Raw genomic sequence first — 16703 nt, 5'->3', positions numbered from 1 at the left:
TAAAGTGGATAATCATTGATAATGAAGCATAATCAAAATCTAGAATATACATTAGAGTCAATGGCTTATGATCTTGCTATTCAAATAGTTTCTAAAACATCTCATTCGTGGAATTCTAATGACTTATTGGCAGAATTGGCTGGAATATTACCAATGTGTATAGAAATAATTAAATTTCAGCAAGAAAGCGTAAAGCAGAAAAGTGGTAAAATTTTACAATAACAATAAATTTATTTTTTCATAAAATGGTATGATTATTTTTAAAATATAAATAAATTTAATGCTCTCTGCTTTGTAATAAAAATTTTTAACGCTAATAATTAATTCATATTTTTCGTGCTGGCATTACCTTATTTTATTATTAATGAATATAATTTTTGTTACTAAAGTTTAAACTAATAATTTTACTTTAGATGGTATGTTTTTATCTAATTTAGCACTTATTTGAAATTCTATTTTTTATAAAATATCCAATCATTAAAATTAACTCTAATATTTTGATTGATTCATAACTCTTCAATACTTAGTCAGTAACACCTTTTTATAATTAATTTTCATATAATATTAAAAAATTACATAATCGGATTTTGGCCTAGAATTGAGTAGTTGGGTAAAATAAGGTTTAGCAATTAAGTTTTGTTTTGAGCATAAGATATCCAATTTATACTGATTTATTTTTTTGAATCCGATATTTTCCATTCATTTTTATATTATCAAATGTTTATTATGAATTTTTAGTAATTGCATTATTGGCTTATAACTTGCTGGAAATAATTATGTTGATTTTTTGTGGTATTACATTCCAATTGATCAATGTGTTGTTTTAGATTAAATAACATTTTTACAAAATATGAAGTTATTATTACATAATATAGATTTTTTAACATTAAATTTTAATTTCAAATGGAAACTAAAATATTAGTTGATAGTCATATATCTTCTAAATTTTGGCTGTTGTTATACTTTACTACTAATTAATTCTTTATTTTTTATGCATAAATGGCGTATATTGCTATATATGCTTCATTTACTTATGTAAAAGTTAGATGTTGAAAACAGAATATGGAATGTATTCAAAAATCTTAACTTATTGAATATATTTGCTATATTGGTTCTCTTCCCGCGTTGTTATAAGCATGAAAACAACGTGTTATAAATGATGGTGATCGCATGATTATGTCGTAATTGACAAACTAACCGTGATCACTAGTTGGGATTATTTAGCTTTTATTTGATATTTTAACTTATAACTATAAAGTAAACGGCAATGTTGCGTGCATGTGCATATAAACGTATTAGCTGTATAGAGGTAACTTGTGTCCACAATGAATAATACCAAGAATATCAGTTTGAATGCTTTCAAACAACCACGTTCTTTTTATCTCATTTTTTCAATTGAACTATGGGAAAGATTTGGCTTCAGTGGTTTGCAGGGGATTTTGACAATCTATTTAACTCAAATGTTAGGAATGTCTGAAGCTCAATCTTTTATATTATTTTCTGCTTTTACTGCACTGGTCTATGGTTTTGTTGCAATTGGTGGATGGTTAGGTGATAAGGTATTAGGTACAAAAAGGGTTATTATACTAGGTGCCATCGTACTTATTTTTGGTTATGCTTTTATTGCTTATTCTAGTCACGATGTTTTATTAGTGTATCTTGGATTAGCAACCATTGCTGTTGGTAATGGTTTATTTAAGGCAAATCCTTCTTCATTACTTTCCACTTGTTATGATAAAAATGATCAGCGTCTCGATGGTGCATTTACAATGTACTACATGGCTGTCAATATCGGTTCATTCTTTTCCATGTTGGCAACCCCCTGGCTGGCAAAGCACTATGGCTGGGATATTGCATTTTCATTGAGTGTAATTGGTCTGATTATTACTTTAGTTAATTTCTTAGTATGCAGAAATTGGGTTAAAGACTATGGCTCTAAACCTGATTTTCGATCAATCGAGTTGTCTAAATATTTATTTACTATTATCGGTATAGTAGCACTTATTATACTGTCTAATTGGTTATTACATAATATGGCTGTGGCAAGAGCCGCCCTGGCAATCATTTCATGTTTTATTGTAATTATTTTTGTTAAGGAAACTATCGCATTAAAGGGTACCGCTCGCAGAAAAATGATTGTGGCTTTTATTTTAATGATAGAGGCAGTTGTATTTTTTGTACTATATAGTCAGATGCCAACATCATTAAATTTCTTTGCTATACACAATGTGGAGCATAATATTTTGGGTATTAGTATTGAGCCCGCCCAATACCAAGCTTTGAACCCACTTTGGATCATGCTTGCTAGTCCGATACTTGCATCGATATATAATAAAATGGGTGATAATTTACCTATGCCTTATAAATTTGCGATCGGAATGGTACTTTGTTCGACTGCATTTCTTATATTACCATTAGGCGCAAAGTTTGCGAATGAAGCAGGTATTGTTTCTGTTAAATGGTTAGTACTCTCTTATGGATTGCAAAGTATTGGTGAGTTGATGATTTCTGGCTTGGGACTAGCAATGGTTGCGCAGCTAGTACCTCAACGCTTGATGGGATTTATTATGGGTTCATGGTTTTTAACCAGCTCAGCTGCTGCTTTTATTGCAGGTTTCATTGCTTCTATGACGGCAACTCCTCAAGGTGAATCATTAAGTCCTTTAGTATCATTGGGCATATATAGTGATGTTTTCATGAAGATAGGTATAGTAACAGCAGTTATTGCATTAATTATGTTACTTACGGCGCCATTACTTAATCGTATGACTCAAGTATAAATTAGATATCTTATACATAAGAAGCTATTGAAGATATTTTCAATAGCTTTTTTATTATTATAATTTCAAATAATTGAGTGCTTTTACCTTTCCGTATCAATTTAAACAGAAATTTTTGGAAAGTCAGCATTGATTTGATTAAGCAATTTTTTGTTAAAAAATTATCATTTTTGAGATAGTCAAATAGCATAATAACGAGCCGGATCACATATATATTACTCAAACCTTTTGGTTAAAAAATAGTTATTGATTTTAAAAAATTGCTATGTTTTTATTTGTTTTTTAATAATAAAGGGGCATGTTTATGCAGTATGAGGATCAATCTTTATATCAGCCAGTTATATTAAAAACAGAACAACCTTGTTATGAAATCTCTGTCTGTAATTGTATGATATGTCAAAAATGGAATGGTGATCTGTTAATGACCTTTATTGTTGAAAATGGTTTGTCCATCGAAGGTAAGTACTATGTTAGTTATTGTCGCTATTCTATATGGCTAATGCGAATATTTTACCATAAATATGGCACGCATCTTTTTTCTAAGATGTTTAAACCTGAAAGTTATTATGCCAATGCTGTTTTATTTTAAAAGAGTAAAATGGGTTTTCTAGTTACTCAATTTTATGTTAGTTGTAATCCTTTGCATTATAACCTTATTGAAAAAACGGCATTGTTTACAGAGCAACATATTCTTAATACTTAAAAATAAATTAAACCAGTTTTTGTTAGATTTATAATTCTATAATCATCAGTATCTTGGTAAAATTTTAGTTGATGGTATTGAGGAGATTCAATGAAAATAACTGAATATAATATCAATATATCAAGGTTGTTACAGCTCACTTTGAATTTTAGCTCGCAGATCTTAGTAATATTACTGGTATTTTTTTTAGCTAGTAAAACTTATCCGTTAGCATTATTATTATTTAGTATTAATTTAGCACAATCATCTTACTGTTTACTTACAGCTATCTTCAGTTATTTTCTTTATTTTGTATTCATTTCGTTATTCATTAAATATTTCCAATCAGATTATCATTTTTATTTACATTATTTTATTTATATTGGCACTATATTTGTTGTCAGTTTGATTATTATTGTTCATAAATCTGCTGTCGATACTATTATTTATGATGGAGTGCTGTTGTTATTGTTTTTGGCTTTATGTTTTGCAAATACTGAAAAAAATAAAGTGCGAACAATAGTATAAATTTATATTTCAAATTATTTTATATTGATTATAAATAGTATCTTGAATAATTAATATTATTTTTATTTTATTAACTTTCTATTTTTAGTTATAAAATATAGTGATTGTCTAGCATAAATAAATTTATATATTAATGATAATGACATTTTCATTACTTATAAGAAGAGGGAGATTTCTTTGATCAGTGTGTTATTAGTGGAAGATAATGAGTTTATTAGATTGGGAATGCAGTCTATTTTTGATAAAACAAAAGGTATGAAAATAGCTGGGCATGTTGTCTCTTTGAATCAAGCCATACAATGGTGCCGAAAACATACGGCGGAAATTATTTTATTAAATGGCAGAACAAGCGACTATGAATTAATTAAAAAATTACAAAGTTTAATTAGGATGATCCCTGATATAGGCATAATTATGTATTCTACTGAAAAGAAAAATATCTATTTAATGAAGGCGCTAGAAGCTGGAGCACGAGGTTTACTGAGTGTGAAGGCGAAAGAAAGCGATTTACTGCATGCCATTCGTGTCGTCAAATTAAAGCAAAAATATTTGTCGCCGGATATTGCACAATGGCTGGTATTGCATCAATTAGATACAGAAATGAGCAATCCTTTAAACCTATTATCTGATCGTGAATTACAAATTATGCTTATGGTGACGCGTGGTATACCGGTTGGCGAAATAGCAAAACAGCTCAACTTAAACACAAAAACAATAAATAGCTATAGATATAGAATGTTTAGTAAACTAAAAGTGCGTAGTGATGTAGAATTAACTCATATAGCTATAACGAATGGATTGATTCAAACAGAGAGTTTTTATTATAGTGCCTGAACTATTTGAACCGAAAGTATTTTTGCAGACAGTAACCAATCAACCAGGTGTATATCGTATGTACGATACATCTGGGGTGGTTATTTATGTCGGCAAAGCTAAGGATTTAAAAAAACGGTTAGCGAGTTATTTTAGAGGACAAGTAACGAGCCGTAAAACCGAACAACTTGTTAAAAATATTGCTCAGATTGACATTACTGTAACACATACAGAAACCGAGGCTTTATTACTTGAACATAACTATATTAAACTTTATCAGCCTCGTTATAATGTTCTGTTAAGGGATGATAAATCCTATCCTTATATTTTTTTAAGTGCGGATAAACATCCACGTTTGGCTATGCATCGTGGTGCTATGGAGGCAAAGGGGGACTATTTTGGCCCATTTCCAAGTGTTCATGCTGTCAGAGAAACGCTGGCTTTATTACAAAAGTTATTTCCATTGCGTCAGTGTGAAGACAGTGTCTATCGCAACCGATCCAGACCATGCCTCCAATATCAAATTAATCGCTGTCTTGGGCCCTGTGTTAAGGGGCTGGTTGCTGATGAAGAATATCATCAACAAGTAGAATATGTTCGTTTATTCTTATCGGGTAAGGATCAGCAAGTTCTTAATCAATTAATCCAAAATATGGAGCAGGCCAGTCAAGCTCTTAAATTTGAAAGTGCAGCGCGTTATCGCGATCAAATACAAGCCGTTAGAGCGGTTACAGAGCAACAATTTGTCACTGGTAATACGCAAGATCTAGATGTAATTAGCGTTGCTTATCACTTAGGTATTGCTTGTGTTCAGGTGCTCTTTATTCGCCAAGGGAAAGTACTTGGTAGCCGTAGTTATTATCCAAAGATCCCTGCAAATACGCAATTAAGTGAAGTTGTGCAAACATTTTTAGGTCAATTTTATTTACAGGGTAGTGAAATTCGCTCTTTACCGGCAGAAATATTATTGGATTTTTTATTACCGGAAAAAGCGCTATTTGCTAATTTATTGACTAAAATAGCGGGACGTAAAATTAACATTCAAGTGAAACCGCGAGGTATAAAAGCTAAATATTTAAAACTGGCTCGTACTAATGCAGCGACAGCATTGACCACCAAAGTTGCACAACAATCAACTATTCACCAAAGAATAGAGGCATTAGCTGACTTGCTAGGACTAGAAAAAATTTATCGCATGGAATGTTTTGACATTAGTCATACATCGGGGCAGCAAACTGTAGCATCTTGTGTTGTTTTTGATAGTAATGGGTCCTTACGTTCTGAATATCGTCGTTATAATATAATTGATATTACGCCTGGTGATGACTATGCTGCTATGTATCAGGTTTTAACGAGACGTTATTGTAAACATGTAGATGAAAATAAAGTACCGGATGTTATTTTTATTGATGGTGGCAAGGGACAACTGGCTCAAGCAATCGGTGTATTCCAGGCATTAAATGTTGATTGGGACATAACGCGACCCAAATTGATAGGGATAGCTAAAGGACATGATCGCAAAGCCGGCTTAGAAACATTGTTTTTTAAACCTGATGGAGAAGGTCTTTCATTACCGCCTGATTCACCAGCGCTACACTTAATACAAAATATTCGTGATGAATCACATAATCACGCGATTACAGGACATCGTCAGCGTAGGGCGAAAGTTAGAAATACCAGCACCTTAGAGTCTATTGAAGGGGTAGGTCCTAAACGTCGGCAGATGCTACTTAAATATATGGGGGGCTTACAAGCTTTACGTAATGCGAGTCTTGATGAAATCGCAAAAGTGCCAACGATTTCATATGCACTAGCAGAAAAAATTTATAATGCGTTAAAGCAATAAGCGTAGTGGAATTGTATATATATTTTATTTTGGCCAGACAATTATAGAGCATGATGCAATTAAATATTCCAACTTGGTTAACACTTTTTCGTATCATATTGATTCCGTTTTTTGTGTTATTTTTTTATCTTCCTTTTCACTGGGCGCCTTTTGTTTGTGCGTTTCTTTTTGTCATTGCTGCGTTAACTGATTGGTTTGATGGTTTTCTTGCCAGATTGTGGCAGCAAACAACCAGATTTGGTGCATTTTTAGATCCGGTCGCTGATAAAATTATGGTAGTAACGGCATTAGTATTGGTGACCGAATATTATCATACTTGGTGGGTTACATTACCGACAGTGACTATGATAGCGCGTGAAATCATTATTTCCTCATTACGGGAATGGATGGCGGAGGTAGGAAAACGTAGTTGTGTAGCTGTTTCTTGGATTGGAAAATTTAAAACAGCCGCCCAGATGCTCTCATTAGTTGGATTACTGTGGCATCCTAATATTCAAATTGAGGTAATTGCACTTATATTACTTTATTTTGCGGCTATTTTAACGTTTTGGTCTATGTTTCAATATTTATCTGGCGCCTGGAAGAATTTGAATGAAGCTTGATCGAAATGATTGAAAAATCAGCGAACGAACCGAATTAATTAATAATAGTATTGACTCAATACAGGAAACAAGTAGAATGCAGCGCATCAAACGATGCTGGGTTTAACTAACTAAGTATTGTGAGAATGCGGGAATAGCTCAGTTGGTAGAGCACGACCTTGCCAAGGTCGGGGTCGCGAGTTCGAGTCTCGTTTCCCGCTCCAATATTAGCCCTACATATAAGCTAGATTGAGTAGGGCGCGTTGGCAGAGTGGCCATGCAGCGGATTGCAAATCCGTCTACCTCGGTTCGACTCCGGGACGCGCCTCCAGAATTTAGCCCAGGTGGTGAAATCGGTAGACACAAGGGATTTAAAATCCCTCGGCCTTAAGGCTGTGCGGGTTCAAGTCCCGCCCTGGGCACCATATTAAACACTTGTTGGTTATCAGCAAGTTAGCAACAAAAAGAGCAACCTCTAGGGTTGCCTTTTTTGTGAGTTAAATCACGTTTCGCTATTAACTTTCGCTACTAACTTATCAATTTATTATTGCTTTTGTCCTCCTACAGTTGGGACAATATTTATTTTTCTGTCATAGCGAGCAGTTTGTGTCATGTTTTTATGACTCGATATCTGTTATTTTCTGATAGGAGGCAATGCCGCAGGTGATGACATTGTCAACCGAAGGCGGTGAGCAGCAAACACAGGAAATACAATTTTTAGAAGATGAGCAGGTAGAAACCGTTGATACCTTTAAAAACGGGATTACCCAGGTTTATAACACTGGCACAGTCACACTAGTGTCAGAATCAGCTATTGTTAGCGGAACTGGCACCAAGTGGAGTAGTAATAATCCTGTTGTTTCGATTGGCATGTTAATACTTATAAAACATAACAATATTAATTACCCTTACCTGATCAAAGCGGTTAACAGTGACAATGAATTAGTTCTAGCCGAAGCAGCGACATTTAGTGCAACAAATATCACCTATACATTAATCTTACTGAACCCAACAACAATAGTGACGCCGCACGTGCCTTGGTTGCCGCGAATGCCTATATTATTTATTTTTTGCAAAATATGGACACATGGCTGACAGAAACTGGCGTAGTTGAGATCACCTTGCCAAGTGGGAAAACGGTTAAGTTAGAGTCAATTAAAGCACTGCAAGAACTTATCGAAAAAACAAGCAAAACTGTGGGTGATAAATTTGATAAAAACAGTGTTGTGCAAGCAATTGGTAGAGCTACTGATAAAGTTATGAGTCAAAAGGAAATTATTGATGGTAAACCTAATTATTATACTGACGGTGAGCAAGTTGATATTCTGATGTCGACCTGGTTGGATGTTAGGGTAGAGATGCCACCGAATTCTGTATGGCATCAAAAACAACATTCAATTAAACAAGATTAAATTATTTATCGGTAAATTTAATATTAATGAAATAATAGAATTATTTTTGTGAAAATTAATTTAAATAAGACACGGGGTAGTTAAATATAATATTCATTTATTTTAATAAAAATTAAAAGATCTAACTATCTAAAATTTGCTATGCTTTTTGTTGTTTATCGGTTGCAAAATATATTTTTAATAAAGAGCAGGGAAACATAATATGAGCGTATGGGACAGCTTTTATCGATTAGATTACCTTGATATCGGATTTTATAGTAATTCCTCAGCGAAAAAAGCAACGATTTATGGTAATGGAAAAAACCAAGTTGAACTTTATTTTAAAGTTAAAATTTTAGATAAAAATAATAATCCGATTGATATTCCTGATGAGGAGCTAATTAATAATATCTATTTAGTCAATTATATTGATGGTAATAAAAATATCAATCCTTGGAGTCAAACCAGCAGAAAAGATGATTATGTTAAAGTTATTTCTTGGGATGTTCAATCGAGTGATAAACCAGTAGAAGACTATGCTGGTGAAAAAGTATTAAAGTATTACCTTTCTGTACCGACAGGAAATAATGGTATTGATATTAGTGCCGAGATTCATATTCCTGGCGTGGGTGATTTTAATACCAGTTCAACTGGCACTGCAACCAAAAACGGACCATGAGGTGAAGTCGGTTCGACATTTATTTCTCCAAAATTTGTACATGTTAATTCAATTCCGGCAGTTGATTATACTCGGAGTGAGAACTTCCGTATAGAACTTGGATATGAGGAATATAGAAATAGTTTTAAATGGGAAACTCGTATTGATAAAGATAATAATTTTACATATCAGGATAATGGTAAAGTATGGCGCCAAGTTGTAAAACTTTTTCCGGTTAAAGACGTGGGTAATCAAACGTTTAAACATTGTAGCATAAATTCAGACGAAAGCACTGAATTAAAAGATGGTCAGATAAGTTTAGGGCGAGTAAATTGGAAAGAGTGGAGCTATGATGGTTTCAAAAATGGTATAAGTGGTCCAGGTAATGCTGATTGGATGAAAATTTATCCTTTTGCTGTTATTCAAAGTATAAAAAGGGGAGCAAAAAAGAATAACACTCAGGTCAATGTTTGGTTTACACCGAGAAAAAGTAATAATTATGACTTTAGATTAGATGGTAACTTTGTATTGAAGGATGAAAAACATACATATTTAGCTTTCCACAAGACGACAATATTGAACGATAATTTCTCTAATGAAACTCCTATCATTTATATTTATAAATTTATACTACCAGATTTACCTGAATCTAAAGAACATGAGTGGGTTTCTATAGCTAAGTCGCCAGAGATTACTGTAACAGATTACTTTGGTAACACTGCAAAATTTAAATTACTAATCGATGCTGGAGAATATTTTGATAAACCTGGTATTCAGCCTGCCAATTAAATTAGTGCATTAATAAAGACTTTGTGTTTAATAAAGGCATAACTATTGTTTTAAACTAAAAGCCCTCTGCAAAACAGGGGGCAAGATTATACCTTCTATAATGTTAATGATACCTACAACTACTTGCGATATATCATTTATTGTCAATCAAGCATCTTCTATTTCACCATAATTAATAAAATCTATATTTTTTAAACCTTATTTTGACAATTATCCATACTTTTTTATTCCACAACAGAGTGATCATTTTGTATTATTTAAATATACAAAATGTATTAAGTTTGCAAAAAAGTAATTAAAATAATTGGAGTAAGAAACAAGCAAAATAAAAATAAATATTTTTTATTTATTTGATCAAAAAATAACTGAAAATATATTTATGAATCAATATGAAAATATTTTTAATTAATTTTTCTTTCTGTGGCAAAGTATTTTATAAAAAATAAGACAAATTAACCATATTACAATTAAATCTATTTTTTTATGAAAAATTAAAAAAAACATTAAGTTACTTTAATTATCAATTAGCCATTTTTATGTGTTAGATATATTTGTGCAACTTTAATTTATTAGTATTTACCATATAGGGCATAAAAATGGAAAAACATAATATTGTTATTAAGTTTAATAGAGAGGTTATTCGATCAAGAAATAATCAAGAGTTGATCCTAAAATCTGTCGCGACTCAAGATAACTTTTTAACGCAGTTTAATTTTAAGTCTATTGTAACTGATGAAATGCTATTACCACAAAACCGCATCAATACAGTCAACTTTGAAAATTTAGCGGGGATTTGTTATGTGCAAAATACTGACAATATGTCATTAGAAGAAAAAGAAAGTCTTGCACAAAAAATATCTACTTATGATTTTGTTGAGTATGCCTATGTAGAAAAACTAGCACCCATGGAATTACCATACAATCCTCAGGTTAATAATAAAGAACGTCTTATTGATAAGACAGTTCACAATACACCAAATTTTACTCATCTTCAGGAATATAAAAGTGGTGTTACCTCTACTCATATTGGTATTGATATGGAATATGCCTGGTCTCTAGGTATAGCTGGTCAAGGGATAAGTATTGCAGATATAGAATGGGGATTTAATTTTGATCATATTAATCTAAAAAGACATAACTTCGTTGACTATGTTCCTACAACAAATCCCCTGAATAATGAGCATGGTACCGCTGTTGCCGGAGTGATGTACGCTAAGGATATTAACTTTGGTGTAAAAGGAATGGTTCATGACGCTGAGTCATTTTATGGTATTTCTGAGATAAGTTATGGCCGCGCCGCAGGTATATCTCTAGGGTTGAGAGCATTAAGGGCGGGTGATATTTTTGTTTACGAGATGCAAACAGGCGGTATAACCGGTAAATATGTACCTGCTGACTTTGATTACGCTGTTTGGGATGTCACGCAAGAGGCTCTTAATGCTGGTATTATTGTTATTGGAGCTGCTGGGAATGGTAGTGAAAATTTAGACCAGAATATCTATTATGAATATCGAAATCGCCCTGATCGTGGTGTAATTCGTGTTGGTGCAGGCGATGAATTACTAAAAAAAGCAAACTTTAGTACCTATGGTAGTATGGTGCATGTTCAGGGATGGGGTGGTAATGTTGTCACAACAGGATACGATGGCTTATATAATGGAGGGCCAAACAATAATTATACAAATGGATTTAATGGAACTTCTAGTGCAACACCTATTGTCGCTTCAGCAGCGGTAGCCATTCAATCTTGGTATAAACAACAGACTGGCCAGGTTCTCACACCACGTGAAATGCGTGCGCTCTTAATTGAAACAGGAACACCGCAAAATATTAACGTCTCTGAAGGAAATGAACATATTGGCCCATTACCTAATGTTCGTAGTGCTATTACTGAAATGCGTCGCCGTCTGCTAGAAGTTGTCGCAATCATTGAAGGGCCATTATCGGCTAAAGGTGGTGCCCAAGTTATGTTATCTGCTGAAAAGTCAACATCAAAAGTAGCAAATATTGTTGCTTACGCCTGGCAACTTCCTGACGGCATTACCGCAGAGATTCAAAATCAATCGACACTGCATTTTATTACACCGGAAGTCTTTAAAGAGAAAATATATCCTATCACTCTAACTGTTACCGATGCATTTGGTAATAGTGACAGTATCAATCATAATTTTATGGTGTTCAATGAATTTCCACTCTGGGAGAGGAATGGACACTATAGGAAAGGTGCCAAAGTTAGCTGGAAAAATAAAAAATGGGTCGCAATAAGTAACAACCGTGGCTGGGAGCCTGGCGATGATTCAGGATACTGGAGAGAAGTCACGGACTACCCACTCTGGGAACCGACTAAACTTTACATGGTGGGTGATAAGGTCAGTTGGAAAAATAAAAAATGGTTCGCAATAAATAACAATTGTGGCTGGGAGCCTAGCGATAATTCAGAATTCTGGAGAGAGATTCTGTAGTTTAAGTTAGGGATAATCCTATATATTGGTTAATCAGCTACTTTTATTTATAGTGGCTGATTTGCTTTTGTCTTAACTTAATTCAACTATTCTGACTAAGTATCAGTTTAATCGTTTTTTATATCAATTATCACTACCAAAAAAGGTAGCAGTATCTGTTTATGGTGATGCTCAAGGATATTGCAATAGAGTAGAACAGATAATAAAAGATAACTTTGGTGCGAATACTGAAATTGTTTTTTATAAAAGTAGTAGCCCTGACTGCTGGAATAATTAAGCCATAGTACTTAAAAGAGCCATAAAGATAGGGCTCTTTTATTATGAGTATCATGATATTGCTTACAAATTAGCTACCCATTAGGTATTAGTACATTAATTAATTGCGGTTTAATAATATACCTCGCCACTGTTTCATGACTAACAAATGTGGTGCTGCAATTGACATTTTGGCATTGATTATAGTTTTCTTTGGTTTCGTTGGTGATGATGTATCGGTGAGATTATAATTTTCCCAATATAACCGCTTTTAAGATATTTATACTTTTGGGAAAGTGATTACGTACGCATGGGTTTTTAGTGTTTAAGATTTTGTTTTGTAAAAACACAAGTCATAGAGGTTAGTTGGGATGGAACAATTAGAGTTACCTCTTATCTCGCGAGAGGAAAATAATGAACTTGATGCTATTTTAATAAAAATTTTATCCTCATAAGATTTAGTTCACATTTTAAATGCTTTGTTTGCAAATTTTATTTAACTAAAGAGAAACATTTAATAATATTCTGAATAATAAAAAAATAACAATATTTATGGTGAATATATGTTCAATAAAGTATTAAGTGTTTTTCATCACAATAAGTTCAGTGTATCTGCTGCATTATCGGAAAAAAACGATATAGAAAATAAAAATATTAAACTAGGAAAGCTAATTGGAGAGGGAATTGAGGGGAAAATATATCGAGATGCTAATAATAAAAATTTTATATTAAAGAAATTATATGCTGATGATATCCATTACATAGAATCTTTCGCTAGAGAAGAAGTGAACTGTTTTAATAAATATTATGGAGAAGGCTCTGCGGCCTTATTAGAAAGTAAGGGTACATTTTACATTAGAATGTATAAAATACCAGGGGTACCACTTAGTAGCATTAATGACAACATATTTCCACCCACTGCGCAGGAGCGCTTTCGACATATGATCTGCGATTTAGGTGATAAGGGAATAATGCATGATGATTTAAATTTTAAAAATATTCTATATGATATAGAAAGCAACACATTTTATCCAATAGACTTTTCTAACCGATATGAAGAGTATCACAGTGGAAATAATGCGATCAAAGATTCAATAAATAATAGTTCACAAATGAGATATAGTTGGGCACTTGAGCATATTATTGAAAATACCTACAAACCATAAAGATTGTAGCAATTTAGTGCTGATAGATATGGTATAAAAACTGTTGAATCGAATTTGAGTTATTACATCTTCCATAGCTCAAAAAATCTGATAAGTAACAGAAGCAGCAAGTCTGGAAAGGCTTACGGTCATCGATTGGAAGAAAATTAAATATTATCATACTAAAATTATCGTTTTGCCTTTGAGGGAATGAGTCAAACTCTGTCTGATTTTCTGCTGACCGGCAAAGCCAACTTCGCTAATTTTACCAAATCGGTACTTGAAATGATTGTCAAAATGATGACCCAAATGGCAATTTTAAAAGCGATGGAATCAGCCTTTGGTGGAACTGGTTTTGGCAGTTTTTTAGGTCTTAAGGGGCATGCATCTGGTGGCTATACTGGTGATGGTAATAAATACGATATTGGTGGTTATGTTCACAAGGGTGAATTTGTATTTACCAAGGAAGCTACTAGCCGCCTTGGCGTAGCTAATCTCTATCACTTAATGAATAACACAAAAAAAGGTTATGCGACCGGTGGTTATGTTGGCCCTGCAGCAACCCCGATGTATGGCATGCAGCCGGTCGCAGGGGGTGCTACGGTAGTATTATCCGGTGACATCAATATCAATGGCGGTCAACAGCAACAGCTTCCATCAACTAATTCAGCCGCTATCAAGAAAGAGCTCTTTCAGGTTGTTGAGGAAGGTGTAACCAGATTGCTGCGAAACCCGGCTTCTTATCTCAGTAGAGAAATCAAAGGAAAATAATATTATTAAAGCAGCTAATAGATATGGCTATTAAAAATAGATGATTACAAAAATTGAATGGGTATTTTTGTTAGTTCTATTTTGAGCCTCTCATTATGTTAATATAAGTAAAATTTACATGTGAGGATGACAAAATGAATAAAGTAATCACTGCATTACTAGCCGTATCAGTAATTATTATATCTACTAGTACGTTGGCGACAGAAAGAAATCTTACCAAGAAAGAAAAAGCAAAATTAACTAACTTAGTAAAAGATAAGTTAAACGATCCTGATAGTGTGAAGATCAAATTTGGAAAGATGGTTGTAAATAAAAATAATATCTATTGTGGAATGGTGAATGCAAAAAATGTATTTGGCGGTTATGTCGGATTTATGCCATTTATAGCATCAATATCTGAGCCTATTGGTGGATATGATTTAAGCACGGTTATTTCTATAGCGGATGATAAATATGGATACGAAGCTATAGTTACTCAATGTACACAATATGGTTATTCGTTATAATTAGATTATCTGATGTTGTTAAAAAGCTCTTTTAGAGGCTTATATCCTATCTATCTTCTTCTATCACTTGACGGACATTTTTTAAAAATCATTGCGCCACAGATATAATAATGTACAATTGTAATACAAATGTCATTACATTATGGTGATATTATGAGCACAATTCAAATAAGAGTGGATGAAGAACTGAAAAAAAATGCCTACCGTGCATTTGATAAAATGAATCTTTCCCCTTCTGATGCGATGAGGCTTTTTTTACGCTATGTGGTAGAAAATGAAAAACTGCCGTTCACAGAAGTATCGGTATTGATCGCAGAGCAAGATGAAGATAAGGACATTTTGGATGTAGTACGTGAACGTCTAAAGCACCCAGCTAAACGAGTCCGGGTAAACCTTGATGAAATTTAGTATAGCATTCGATGAGCGTGCGCTAAAAGAATGGCAAAAGCTGGATATAAATATTCGCGAGCAGTTTAAAAAGAAGTTAAGGAAGTTACAAGATAATCCCCATATCGAATCAGCCCAATTACATGGTGAATTAGCGGGATGCTTTAAAATAAAACTCCGCTCATCGGGCTACCGTCTGGTCTACCAGGTGATAGACGAAGAAATTGTGATATGGGTGATAGCAATTGCTAAACGCGAAAAATCAACAGCTTATAAATCAGCTACTGGTCGTATAACGCGATGAGCTGTGGTGTTGTCATTTAATCGTTTCTATCTGGATAGTTTTTTTATTGGCTTTTTATATTTTAAAGTAATGCTTTTAGAGACTAACTATTTTTCAGTCGAACAAAAATTGGCATGGCTCGCGATAAAAATCACCGATGGAAGGTCTAGGAGTCATTCAAAAAAAATAAACCGTTGTTTAAAATTAAATAATTTTCCTAAAACCCGCCTCGTGCGGGTTTTTCTTTTACAGGTACTGATATGGCGATGGTTACAGTCAGGTTGCTGCTGACGGCATTAATTCCGAGACACAATCATGGCCATTCTTATATCATCATTAAAGCAACATTGATCTCCTCATTGCTTTGGATGCATATTAACCACAAGGTTCTGTCGGTATTGATTTTTGTGCGAAAGCATAAGGAGAAATAATTTCCAAAAAAGACACAATAGTCATTATTTTTAATAATGACTTCATAATTGATCCTCCGGCAGTAAATAATAATTATTATTAGTATTCATACTTATCATTAACAATTCAACAGCATTAATGTAAATGCAACAAAATGCCACAAATAGAATTTTTTTAATTTTTTATATAATTTTTCACATAGTTGCTGTTAAAAAACATTTAATAGATATCAAACATTAGTTTTCTTAAAAATAGATATAGAGAAAAGGAATAGGCACTGATAGATGATTATAAAAATAATTGCAACTATTATCAAAAAGATATTTAAGTTAATAAGTGGTAATTGGGAAGATGTTCAATAAAACGGTAGTAGATTGGTAATTAACCTCTTTTTAAGTTTGAAGAGGTTATTGAT

19 protein-coding genes and 3 tRNA genes are annotated in these 16703 nt (G+C 33.1%); 21 read left to right on the top strand and 1 reads right to left on the bottom strand.

Features of this window, described 5'->3' with window-relative positions:
• Nucleotides 1-21: 21 nt before the first annotated feature.
• The 16 genes from WH390_RS07405 (at nucleotide 22) to WH390_RS07330 (ending at nucleotide 12807) form a co-directional block, all read left to right on the top strand.
• Nucleotides 22-222, top strand: coding sequence for a hypothetical protein (locus tag WH390_RS07405; RefSeq protein ID WP_032114848.1), 201 nt, complete (start codon nucleotides 22-24; stop codon nucleotides 220-222).
• A 1094-nt stretch (nucleotides 223-1316) separates the two neighbouring features.
• Nucleotides 1317-2780: a dipeptide/tripeptide permease DtpA gene (gene dtpA / locus WH390_RS07400; RefSeq protein ID WP_032114849.1), complete on the top strand. Its 1464-nt coding sequence runs from the start codon at nucleotides 1317-1319 to the stop codon at nucleotides 2778-2780.
• 304 nt (nucleotides 2781-3084) lie between these two features.
• A complete protein-coding gene (locus tag WH390_RS07395; RefSeq protein ID WP_052044819.1) occupies nucleotides 3085-3369 on the top strand; it encodes a hypothetical protein in 285 nt (94 codons plus the stop codon).
• A 204-nt stretch (nucleotides 3370-3573) separates the two neighbouring features.
• Nucleotides 3574-3990, top strand: a complete 417-nt coding sequence (locus tag WH390_RS07390; protein WP_032114850.1) for a phosphate-starvation-inducible PsiE family protein — start codon at nucleotides 3574-3576, stop codon at nucleotides 3988-3990.
• A gap of 186 nt (nucleotides 3991-4176) precedes the next feature.
• Nucleotides 4177-4824, top strand: a complete 648-nt coding sequence (locus WH390_RS07385) for a LuxR C-terminal-related transcriptional regulator (protein ID WP_238565673.1) — start codon at nucleotides 4177-4179, stop codon at nucleotides 4822-4824.
• Nucleotides 4817-6649 (top strand): excinuclease ABC subunit UvrC, encoded by a 1833-nt coding sequence (gene uvrC / locus WH390_RS07380; RefSeq protein ID WP_032114852.1) that lies wholly within the window; start codon nucleotides 4817-4819, stop codon nucleotides 6647-6649. Before WH390_RS07385 ends, uvrC begins: the two co-directional genes overlap by 8 nt.
• 53 nt (nucleotides 6650-6702) lie before the next feature.
• Entirely contained in the window at nucleotides 6703-7251 is a 549-nt protein-coding gene (gene pgsA, locus WH390_RS07375) for a CDP-diacylglycerol--glycerol-3-phosphate 3-phosphatidyltransferase (RefSeq protein WP_032114853.1), read from the top strand.
• 127 nt (nucleotides 7252-7378) lie between these two features.
• Nucleotides 7379-7454, top strand: a tRNA-Gly gene (locus WH390_RS07370).
• 33 nt (nucleotides 7455-7487) lie between these two features.
• Nucleotides 7488-7561 (top strand) — tRNA-Cys (locus WH390_RS07365).
• A gap of 7 nt (nucleotides 7562-7568) precedes the next feature.
• Nucleotides 7569-7655: transfer RNA gene (locus WH390_RS07360), tRNA-Leu, on the top strand.
• 241 nt (nucleotides 7656-7896) lie between these two features.
• Nucleotides 7897-8325, top strand: a complete 429-nt coding sequence (locus WH390_RS07355; protein ID WP_238565667.1) for a hypothetical protein — start codon at nucleotides 7897-7899, stop codon at nucleotides 8323-8325.
• On the top strand, nucleotides 8310-8642 hold the full coding sequence (locus WH390_RS07350; RefSeq protein WP_069187506.1) for a hypothetical protein: 333 nt from the start codon (nucleotides 8310-8312) through the stop codon (nucleotides 8640-8642). The genes WH390_RS07355 and WH390_RS07350 overlap by 16 nt, the downstream gene beginning before the upstream one ends.
• 202 nt (nucleotides 8643-8844) lie before the next feature.
• Nucleotides 8845-9300: a hypothetical protein gene (locus WH390_RS07345; protein WP_032114854.1), complete on the top strand. Its 456-nt coding sequence runs from the start codon at nucleotides 8845-8847 to the stop codon at nucleotides 9298-9300.
• A 222-nt stretch (nucleotides 9301-9522) separates the two neighbouring features.
• Nucleotides 9523-10068, top strand: a complete 546-nt coding sequence (locus WH390_RS07340; RefSeq protein ID WP_406850712.1) for a hypothetical protein — start codon at nucleotides 9523-9525, stop codon at nucleotides 10066-10068.
• 596 nt (nucleotides 10069-10664) lie between these two features.
• The gene (locus tag WH390_RS07335; protein ID WP_052044820.1) at nucleotides 10665-12530 is read left to right on the top strand and encodes a S8 family serine peptidase; all 1866 of its coding nucleotides are present in this window, start codon (nucleotides 10665-10667) and stop codon (nucleotides 12528-12530) included.
• Nucleotides 12531-12618: 88 nt separating this feature from the next.
• Nucleotides 12619-12807 carry a DUF4917 family protein gene (locus WH390_RS07330; RefSeq protein ID WP_148305539.1) on the top strand — a complete coding sequence of 63 codons (189 nt, stop codon included), beginning with the start codon at nucleotides 12619-12621 and terminating at the stop codon, nucleotides 12805-12807.
• A gap of 73 nt (nucleotides 12808-12880) precedes the next feature.
• Here WH390_RS07330 and WH390_RS07325 read toward each other — a convergent pair whose 3' ends face one another.
• On the bottom strand, nucleotides 12881-13018 hold the full coding sequence (locus WH390_RS07325; RefSeq protein ID WP_072012851.1) for an ogr/Delta-like zinc finger family protein: 138 nt from the start codon (nucleotides 13016-13018) through the stop codon (nucleotides 12881-12883).
• A gap of 330 nt (nucleotides 13019-13348) precedes the next feature.
• Here WH390_RS07325 and WH390_RS07320 point away from each other — a divergent pair, with 330 nt between their 5' ends.
• From WH390_RS07320 to WH390_RS07300, 5 genes are all read left to right on the top strand, one after another.
• Nucleotides 13349-13951: a serine/threonine-protein kinase gene (locus WH390_RS07320; RefSeq protein ID WP_052044821.1), complete on the top strand. Its 603-nt coding sequence runs from the start codon at nucleotides 13349-13351 to the stop codon at nucleotides 13949-13951.
• A 189-nt stretch (nucleotides 13952-14140) separates the two neighbouring features.
• Nucleotides 14141-14701: a phage tail tape measure C-terminal domain-containing protein gene (locus tag WH390_RS07315; protein ID WP_032114856.1), complete on the top strand. Its 561-nt coding sequence runs from the start codon at nucleotides 14141-14143 to the stop codon at nucleotides 14699-14701.
• A 134-nt stretch (nucleotides 14702-14835) separates the two neighbouring features.
• Nucleotides 14836-15207: a hypothetical protein gene (locus WH390_RS07310; RefSeq protein WP_052044822.1), complete on the top strand. Its 372-nt coding sequence runs from the start codon at nucleotides 14836-14838 to the stop codon at nucleotides 15205-15207.
• A 153-nt stretch (nucleotides 15208-15360) separates the two neighbouring features.
• Nucleotides 15361-15615 carry a type II toxin-antitoxin system RelB/DinJ family antitoxin gene (locus WH390_RS07305; RefSeq protein WP_032114857.1) on the top strand — a complete coding sequence of 85 codons (255 nt, stop codon included), beginning with the start codon at nucleotides 15361-15363 and terminating at the stop codon, nucleotides 15613-15615.
• Nucleotides 15605-15898: a type II toxin-antitoxin system RelE/ParE family toxin gene (locus WH390_RS07300; protein WP_032114858.1), complete on the top strand. Its 294-nt coding sequence runs from the start codon at nucleotides 15605-15607 to the stop codon at nucleotides 15896-15898. The genes WH390_RS07305 and WH390_RS07300 overlap by 11 nt, the downstream gene beginning before the upstream one ends.
• Nucleotides 15899-16703: the final 805 nt, after the last annotated feature.

It is taken from the genome of Candidatus Arsenophonus nilaparvatae (genome assembly GCF_045346035.1).
GTDB classification, from domain to species: domain Bacteria; phylum Pseudomonadota; class Gammaproteobacteria; order Enterobacterales; family Enterobacteriaceae; genus Arsenophonus; species Arsenophonus nilaparvatae.
Note: the sequence above shows the minus strand (reverse complement) of the source record. Positions and strands in the feature narration are given on the sequence as shown.